General features: G+C 72.2%; 4 protein-coding genes. 3 read left to right on the top strand and 1 reads right to left on the bottom strand.

Going from position 1 to position 5,242, the window contains the following annotated elements; genetic code table 11:
• On the bottom strand, nt 1-501 hold a 501-nt coding region (locus G3I19_RS34340), incomplete at its 3' end, for a LacI family DNA-binding transcriptional regulator (protein WP_164267616.1).
• A 198-nt stretch (nt 502-699) separates the two neighbouring features.
• On the opposite strand from G3I19_RS34340, the gene G3I19_RS34335 reads away from it, so the two are divergent.
• The 3 genes from G3I19_RS34335 (at nt 700) to G3I19_RS34325 (ending at nt 5,224) form a co-directional block, all read left to right on the top strand.
• Nucleotides 700-2,073 (top strand): NCS2 family permease, encoded by a 1,374-nt coding sequence (locus G3I19_RS34335; RefSeq protein WP_164267615.1) that lies wholly within the window; start codon nt 700-702, stop codon nt 2,071-2,073.
• A gap of 67 nt (nt 2,074-2,140) precedes the next feature.
• Nucleotides 2,141-3,865: an adenine deaminase C-terminal domain-containing protein gene (locus G3I19_RS34330; RefSeq protein WP_164267614.1), complete on the top strand. Its 1,725-nt coding sequence runs from the start codon at nt 2,141-2,143 to the stop codon at nt 3,863-3,865.
• A gap of 282 nt (nt 3,866-4,147) precedes the next feature.
• Nucleotides 4,148-5,224 (top strand): glutathione S-transferase C-terminal domain-containing protein, encoded by a 1,077-nt coding sequence (locus G3I19_RS34325; RefSeq protein ID WP_164267613.1) that lies wholly within the window; start codon nt 4,148-4,150, stop codon nt 5,222-5,224.
• The last annotated feature ends 18 nt before the right edge of the window (nt 5,225-5,242 follow it).

Here is a 5,242-nt window from a genome sequence, read left to right as displayed (position 1 = left end):
AAGATGCCGGACCAGCTCGGACGTACCGGACGCGGTGTCGAGGACGACGCCGGGCAGCCGGCCCGAGCGGCGGTCGACCAGAACGAGGGGGCGGCGGCGGGCCCGCGCGCGCAGGGCGGCGTCCGGGCCGACCGGCGCGACCATGATCAGCCCGTCGACCTGCTCGGAGATCCGGTCGGCGAGCGCCGCCTCGCGTTCGGCGCTGTACTCGGAGACGGCGAGCAGCAGATGACTGTCGGTCTCCTCGGCCGCCTGCTGGGCGCCGAGTACCAGCGGTGCGAAGAAGGGGTTGGCGAGGGTCGGCACGATCAGGCCGATCATGCCGGTGCGCCCGGTGGTCAGGGCGCGGGCGGCGGGGTTCGGGTGGAAGCCGAGGCGCTCGGCGGCGTCGCGCACCCGCTGGAGGGTGGTCTCCGCGACCATCTCCGGGCGCATCAGCGCCCGCGATGCCGTGGCCTTGGACACGCCTGCCTCGCGGGCCACATCAGCCAGCGTCGCCATCGTCGGATCCCCCTCCGTCCGCCGTACGGGCCGGGCTCTTCGCCGCCTCCGTACGGACCGTGTGACCGCAGTGTGACCGATCACGGGGTTCACCTGGCGGCCGGGCCGTGCCATCCTATCCGCAACCGGTCTCTGCAACCGGTTACATAAACCGGTTGCAGAGACTCGGCCTCGCCCCCTCATCCTGCCGAGGTACTCATGCACCGACCCGACGCGCCCGACGTACCGGACGCGCCCGAGCTGGCCGCCGCTCCCGGGCCACGCTCCTCGCTCCTCGAGCGGCTGTTCCGCGTCCGCGAGCGCGGCAGCACGCCACGCACCGAGGCCGTCGCGGGCCTGTCCATGTTCGTCGCGGCCGCCTATGCGGCGGTGGTCGTGCCCGGCCAGCTGGCGAAGGCGGGACTGCCGCTCGGCCCGGTCACCACCGCGGTGATCATCGCGATCGTGCTGGCCACGCTCGCGATGGGCCTGTTCGCGAACCTGCCGTTCGTGCTCGCCCCCGGTCTCGGCGGGGTGGCACTGCTCGCCGTCACGATCGTCGGCCAGGACGGAGTGCCCTGGGACTCCGCGCTGGGCATGGTCTTCTGGTCCGGCGTCGCCTTCCTGGTGCTCACCGCGCTGGGCATCCGCGATCTGATCACCCGGCTGATGCCGCTCAACCTCAAGTACGCGATCAGCGGCGGCCTCGGGCTCTTCATCGCGCTGCTCGGCTTCCGGGACAGCGGTCTGGTGATCGCGAAGACCGCGGGCAACTCGCTGAGCCTCGGTGACCTCTCGCAGCCGGCGGCCCTGCTCGCGCTCGGCGGCCTGGTGCTGCTGACGGCCCTGGTGACCAGGAAGGTGCCCGGCGCCTTCCTGATCACCATCGCCGTGGTGACGCTGGCGGGCATCCCGTGCGGGGTGACCGAACTGCCCGGACACTTCTTCGGGGCTCCCGACAGTCCGGGCCCCGTCCTGTTCCACATCGACATCCTGGGCGCGCTGAAGCCGCAGTACTTCCCGTACATCTTCGCCTTCTTCGTCTCGGAGTTCTTCTCCATGACGGGCACCCTGATCGCCGTGGCGGGCCGGGCCGGTCTGACCGACAAGGACGGCAATGTGCCGGGCATCAGGCGGCCGTTCTACGTCGACTCGGGCGCGGTGATCGGCGGCGCCGCACTCGGCGCGCCCAGCATGACCGCGTATCTGGAGTCGTCTGCGGGTGCGGACAGCGGCGGCCGTACCGGGCTCACCTCGGTGTACGCGGCGCTCGGCTTCGCGGCGCTGCTGCTCGTCACACCGTTCGCGACGCTGATCCCCTCGGCCGCGACCGCACCGGTCCTGATGTACATCGGCCTGAGCATGCTGGGCGCGCTGCGCAACGTCGACTTCCGCGACCCCACGGACGCGATCCCGGCCGCGCTGGTCGTCGCGACGACCATCTTCTTCGGCAACTTCGGCACCGGGATCGCCGTCGGCCTCGCCGCCCATGTCCTGGTCAAGGCCGCCGCAGGCCGGTTCCGGGAGATCCCGCTCGGGCTGTGGATCGTGATGATCCCGCTCGGCTACTACTTCTACACACTCGTCCCCTGACCCCGAATCCCCGATGTCCCGGGCCCGGGCGCCGGGACACCGAAGGCCCGCTGAGGAGCACCACCGCATGAGCACTGACCAGCAGCACCAGCCGGAACCGCACGACGTCCGCGTCAGCGGCGGCCGGGTGGTGTCCACCTTCACCGGCGAGGAGTTCGCAGCCGACGTCCTGCTGCGCGGCGACCGCATCACCGGGGTGCTGCCGCCCGGTGCACCCGGCGACGCACGGGAGCAGGTGGACGCCACCGGGATGCTGATCGTGCCCGGCTTCGTCGACGCGCACATGCACATCGAGAGCTCGTTCCTCACCCCGCAGACCTTCGCGGGGCTGACGCTCGCCCGCGGGACGACGACGGTGCTCGCCGACCCGCACGAGATCGTCAATGTCGCGGGCGCCGCAGCGATGCGCTGGATGACCGAGGCCGGGCTGGGCACGCCGCAGACCCAGCTCTGGGGGGTGCCGTCCTGCGTTCCCGCGCTCCAGGGCCTGGAGCACGCGGGCGCCAGTCTGTCAGCCGACGACATCGGCGCGATGCTCCAGTGGCCGGGCGTCGTCGCGCTGGGCGAGGTCATGGACTACCGGGCGGTCGTGGCCGACGAGCCGCGGATGCGCTCGATCGTGGACGCGGCGCGCGAGCGCGGGGTCATCCTGGACGGCCACTGCCCGAACCTCAGCGGCGCCGAACTCAGCGCGTACATGGCCACCGGTGTCGACTCCGACCACACCAAGAACCGCACCGAAGTCGTCCTGGAGAAGGCCAGGATGGGCATGCTGATGATGCTCCAGGAGAAGTGCCTGCTCCCCGAGGTCGTCGAGGCGCTGCTCGCGCTGCCGCAGCTGCCGCCGCTGTGCCTGGTCACCGACGATCTGGCCGCCGACCACATCCTGTCCACCGGTCACCTCGACCACATCGCGCGCGTCGCGGTGCGGGCCGGGCTGCCCGCCGTCGACGTGCTGCGCGCCCTGACCTGGAACCCGGCCCAGCGGCTGCGGCTGTACGACCGCGGGGTGGTCGCTCCGGGCAAGCGGGCCGACCTGGTCCTGCTCCGCGGCGACCTGGCCGCGTTCGACCCGGCGCTGGTGATCGCGGGCGGCCGCACAGTGGCGCGGGACGGGAAGCCGGCGTACGCGGCGGAGCCGGTCGCCGGTGCGCTGTCCGGCACCTTCGACGTCGAACCGCAGACCCCGGACGGCTTCCGCTGGCGTGTGGAGCTGCCGGACGGGGTGCACCGCTTCCGGGCGATGCGGGTCAACTCGCGCGACACCTACACCGAGGCCGCAGAGGCCGAACTGCCCGTCCAGGACGGCGAGGTGCAGTGGGAGGGCCGGGTGACCCTGGTCCGGGTGCGCAACCGCTACGGCCGCTCCGGTACGGTCTTCGCCCCGCTGCTCGGCCGTGAGCTGAGTGCGGGCGCGGTCGCGACGACGTACGCCCATGACAGCCACAACCTGGTCACGGTGGGGACCTCCCGGACCGCGATGGCCACGGCAGCGGCGGCGGTACTGGCCGACGGCGGCGGGGTCGCCGTCGTGCACGGCGACACGGTGGCGGCCAGGCTGCCCCTGCCGGTCGGCGGCGTGATGTCCCCTGCACCGGCCGAGGAGATCGCCGCGCAGTCGGGTGCGGTGCGCACCGCGCTGACCCAGTGGGGCTGGGAGCACCTCAATCCGTTCATGAGCGTGTCCACACTGACGCTCGCGGTGTCACCCAGCCTCAAGATCACGGATCTGTCGCTGGTGGACGTGGTCCGCAGGGAGCCGGTGGCGGCGACGGTGCCTGCCGCTCCCTGACCGGTTCTCCTTCCCGGCTCCTCCTCCCCCTCTCTCCCCTGATGCGGGAAACCGTCCGGCCTTCTCCCCTGATCCGGGAAGCCGTCCGGCGGTGTCCGCGGCGGTCTTCCGCTGCGCGCCGGGGGTGAAGGGTGTCAGCCTGGAGGGGCCGCGTGGTTCCCGCCGAGTCCGCGCCGACCGGTCGACGGACCTGCGGGGGCCGTGCGGGACGGGCGTACGTACGGGAAGTCCTGCGGCGTACGGACGGACACCTGGCACCGGCCAACGGGAAGGATCACGGTGATGGACCACCCCACCGAGAGCGACACCGGCAGCAAGACCGCCGGCGAGACAGCCGGCGGCACCGAGGGCAACGCCGGATACGGCAGGAAGCCGTTCAAGCGGTCGAGGAGCCACTTCGCCGACCGCGTCACGGCCGACGGCCGGGACGGCTGGCCCGTCGAGTCCGGGCGGTACCGGCTGGTGGTCAGCCGGGCCTGCCCCTGGGCCAGCCGCGCGCTGGTCTCACGCAGGCTGCTCGGCCTGGAGGACGCCCTCTCGCTGGGCATCACGGACCCGGTCCAGGACGACCGCAGCTGGCGCTTCACCCTCGACCCGGGCGGCCGGGACCCGGTCCTCGGCATCCGCTTCCTCAGCGAGGCGTACGACGCACGGGAGTCCGGCTACCCCGGTGGTGTCAGCGTCCCCGCGGTCGTGGACGTACCGAGCGGCCGGCTGGTCACCAACGACTTCCAGCAGATCACCCTGGACCTCGCCACCGAGTGGACCGCGCTGCACCGGCCCGGCGCGCCCGACCTGTACCCGGAGCGGCTGCGCGGCGAGATCGACGAGGTCATGGAGGGGATCTACCGGGACGTCAACAACGGGGTGTACCGGGCGGGATTCGCGTCGGAGCAGGGCGAGTACGAGGACGCGTACCGCGATCTCTTCCGGCGTCTCGACCTGGTGTCCGAGCGGCTGACCGGACAGCGCTATCTGGTGGGGGACACGATCACCGAGGCGGACATCCGGCTCTTCACCACGCTGGTGCGGTTCGACGCGGTCTACCACGGCCACTTCAAGTGCAACCGCTCGAAGCTGACCGAGGACCCGGTGCTCTGGGCGTACACCAGGGATCTGTACCAGACACCCGGTTTCGGCGACACGGTCGACTTCGACCACATCAAGCGCCACTACTACGGGGTGCACCGGGGCATCAACCCGACCGGCATCGTGCCGCTCGGCCCGGACCTGAGCGGCTGGCTCACCCCGCACTACCGGCAGGAGCTGGGCGGCCGTCCGTTCGGGGACGGCACACCGCCCGGGCCGCCCGCACCGGCCGAGGAGGTCCCGGCAGCCGGCCGGCCGCCGGAGTACTGACCGGCACCCGCCGCCGCG

It is taken from the genome of Streptomyces sp. SID10853 (assembly GCF_010548145.1).
In the GTDB taxonomy this organism is placed as follows: Bacteria; Actinomycetota; Actinomycetes; order Streptomycetales; family Streptomycetaceae; genus Streptomyces.
This window is presented reverse-complemented; position numbering and strand designations above follow the sequence as displayed.

What these genes read in the sequence shown, in the direction of transcription:
- G3I19_RS34335 (WP_164267615.1), top strand. Translation starts at nt 700, where the DNA reads ATGCACCGACCCGACGCGCCCGACGTACCGGACGCGCCCGAGCTGGCC.
- G3I19_RS34330 (WP_164267614.1), top strand. Translation starts at nt 2,141, where the DNA reads ATGAGCACTGACCAGCAGCACCAGCCGGAACCGCACGACGTCCGCGTC.
- G3I19_RS34325 (WP_164267613.1), top strand. Translation starts at nt 4,148, where the DNA reads ATGGACCACCCCACCGAGAGCGACACCGGCAGCAAGACCGCCGGCGAG.